General features: G+C 66.7%; 3 protein-coding genes. All 3 read left to right on the forward strand.

The genetic code is table 11. The annotated features are described in order from the left end of the window. On the forward strand, window positions 1–659 hold a 659-nt coding region (locus tag AC4F3Q_RS13500), incomplete at its 5' end, for a flagellin (protein ID WP_491040412.1). 201 nt (window positions 660–860) lie between these two features. Further along, window positions 861–1,688 carry a flagellin N-terminal helical domain-containing protein gene (locus AC4F3Q_RS13505; RefSeq protein WP_491040413.1) on the forward strand — a complete coding sequence of 276 codons (828 nt, stop codon included), beginning with the start codon at window positions 861–863 and terminating at the stop codon, window positions 1,686–1,688. Window positions 1,689–1,916: 228 nt separating this feature from the next. After that, window positions 1,917–2,608 (forward strand): flagellin N-terminal helical domain-containing protein (locus AC4F3Q_RS13510; protein ID WP_491040414.1); only part of this gene is annotated, 692 nt, incomplete at its 3' end.

Here is a 2,608-nt window from a genome sequence, read left to right on the forward strand (position 1 = left end):
AGATCAACGGCACCAAGCAGGCTGTGCGCAACGCGCAGGACGGCATCTCCGTCGTCCAGACCGCGGAAGGTGCTCTCGCCGAGACGCACTCGATCCTGCAGCGCATGCGTACGCTCTCCGTCCAGGCGTCCAACGACGGTGGCCTCAACGCGACCGCCAAGGGCAACATCCAGGACGAGATCAGCCAGCTCAGCACCGAGCTGAACCGCATCGCGGCCACCACGGAGTTCAACGGCAAGAAGCTGCTCGACGGCTCCTACTCCGGTGCGTTCCAGGTCGGCGCCAACACCTCGACCAACGACGTCATCACGGTCGCTCTGTCGACCGCGGTCGGCGTCACGGGCCTCTCGCTCACCACGGTCAACGTGACGACGCTCGCCGGTGCGACCGGTGCCATCGGTGCGATCGACACCGCGATCGACCGGGTCTCGAAGATCCGTTCGACCCTCGGTGCCGTGCAGAACCGCTTCGACCACACCATCAACAACCTCAACGTCGCCGCGGAGAACCTGGCCGCGTCGGAGAGCCGTATCCGTGACACGGACATGGCCTCGGAGATGGTCTCGTACACCCGTGCCTCGATCCTGTCGCAGGCTGGCACGGCGATGCTGGCCCAGGCGAAGTCGATCCCGCAGAGCGTCCTGCAGCTCCTCCAGTGAGCTGAGGGTCACCGGTCCCGGTGACCCGCGCCCCTGCACCACGAGAAGGCGGGCGGACCCCACGGTCCGTCCGCCTTCTCGCGCCGTAGGGCGCGAGATGCTCCGGGCGGACGCCTACTTCTTGGCGACGCGCGGCCGATGGGGGAGGTGTCGGCCCATGGACGGGCCGGTGTTTCGGGCCACGTCAAGGAGGAGAACATCATGGCTCTCTCGGTCAACACGAACATCGCGGCGCTCAACTCGTACCGCAACCTGTCGAACACGCAGAACGACCTGAGCAAGTCCCTCGAGAAGCTCTCGAGCGGTCTTCGCATCAACCGTGCTGCTGACGACGCTGCCGGCCTGGCGATCTCCGAGGGTCTGCGTTCGCAGATCAACGGCACCAAGCAGGCTGTGCGCAACGCGCAGGACGGCATCTCCGTCGTCCAGACCGCGGAAGGTGCTCTCACCGAGACGCACTCGATCCTGCAGCGCATGCGTACGCTCTCCGTCCAGGCGGCGAACGACGGTGGCCTCAACGCGACCGCCAAGGGCAACATCCAGGACGAGATCACCCAGCTGGCCACCGAGCTCGACCGCATCGCGGCCACCACGGAGTTCAACGGCAAGACGCTGCTCGACGGCTCCTACGACGGCGCGTTCCAGGTCGGCGCCAACACGTCGACCAACGACGTCATCTCGGTGACGCTCGCCACCGGCATGGCGTCCGGCGACCTCGGTGTCGACGCCCTGGCCGTCGCCACGTTCGCGGGCGCGAGCGCTGCGATCGTCGCGATCGACGCCGCGATCGACACGGTCTCCAAGACCCGCTCGAGCCTCGGTGCCGTCCAGAACCGCTTCGACCACACCATCAACAACCTCAACGTCGCCGCGGAGAACCTGGCCGCGTCGGAGAGCCGTATCCGTGACACGGACATGGCCTCGGAGATGGTCTCGTACACCCGTGCCTCGATCCTGTCGCAGGCTGGCACGGCGATGCTGGCCCAGGCGAAGTCGATCCCGCAGAGCGTCCTGCAGCTCCTCCAGTGAGCTGAGGGTCACCGCTCCCGGTGACCCACGCCCCTGCACCGCGAGAAGGCGGGCGGACCTCACGGTCTGCCCGCCTTCTCGTACGCTCGGGCCCTGCTGCGCCGGCCGACGGCTCGCCAGCGAAAAGAACGAGCCAAACCTCTACACCCCTGCCACAGGCGGTCGATAGGTCGGACGCCGGTCCATGGACGGACCGACGCACTGGGCCACTTCAAGGAGGAGAACATCATGGCTCTCTCGGTCAACACGAACATCGCGGCGCTCAACTCGTACCGCAACCTGTCGAACACGCAGAACGACCTGAGCAAGTCCCTCGAGAAGCTCTCGAGCGGTCTTCGCATCAACCGTGCTGCTGACGACGCTGCCGGCCTGGCGATCTCCGAGGGTCTGCGTTCGCAGATCAACGGCACCAAGCAGGCTGTGCGCAACGCGCAGGACGGCATCTCCGTCGTCCAGACCGCGGAAGGTGCTCTCACCGAGACGCACTCGATCCTGCAGCGCATGCGCACCCTCTCCGTCCAGGCGGGCAACGACGGTGGCCTCAACGCGACCGCGAAGACGAACATCCAGGACGAGATCACCCAGCTGGCCACCGAGCTCGACCGCATCGCGGCCACCACGGAGTTCAACGGCAAGAAGCTCCTCGCGGGCACCTACGCCGGCACCTTCCAGGTGGGCGCCAACACGTCCGCCAACGACGTCATCGCCGTGTCGATCGGCACGATGAGCGCGACGGCCCTCTCCGTGAACGCCCTCACCATGGACAACGCGGGCGCTGCCGTGACGGCGATCGACACCGCGATCGACGCGGTCTCCAAGACCCGCTCGAAGCTCGGTGCCGTCCAGAACCGCTTCGACCACACCATCAACAACCTCAACGTCGCCGCGGAGAACCTGGCCGCGTCGGAGAGCCGTATCCG

This window comes from Flavimobilis sp. BM9 (assembly GCF_058313055.1).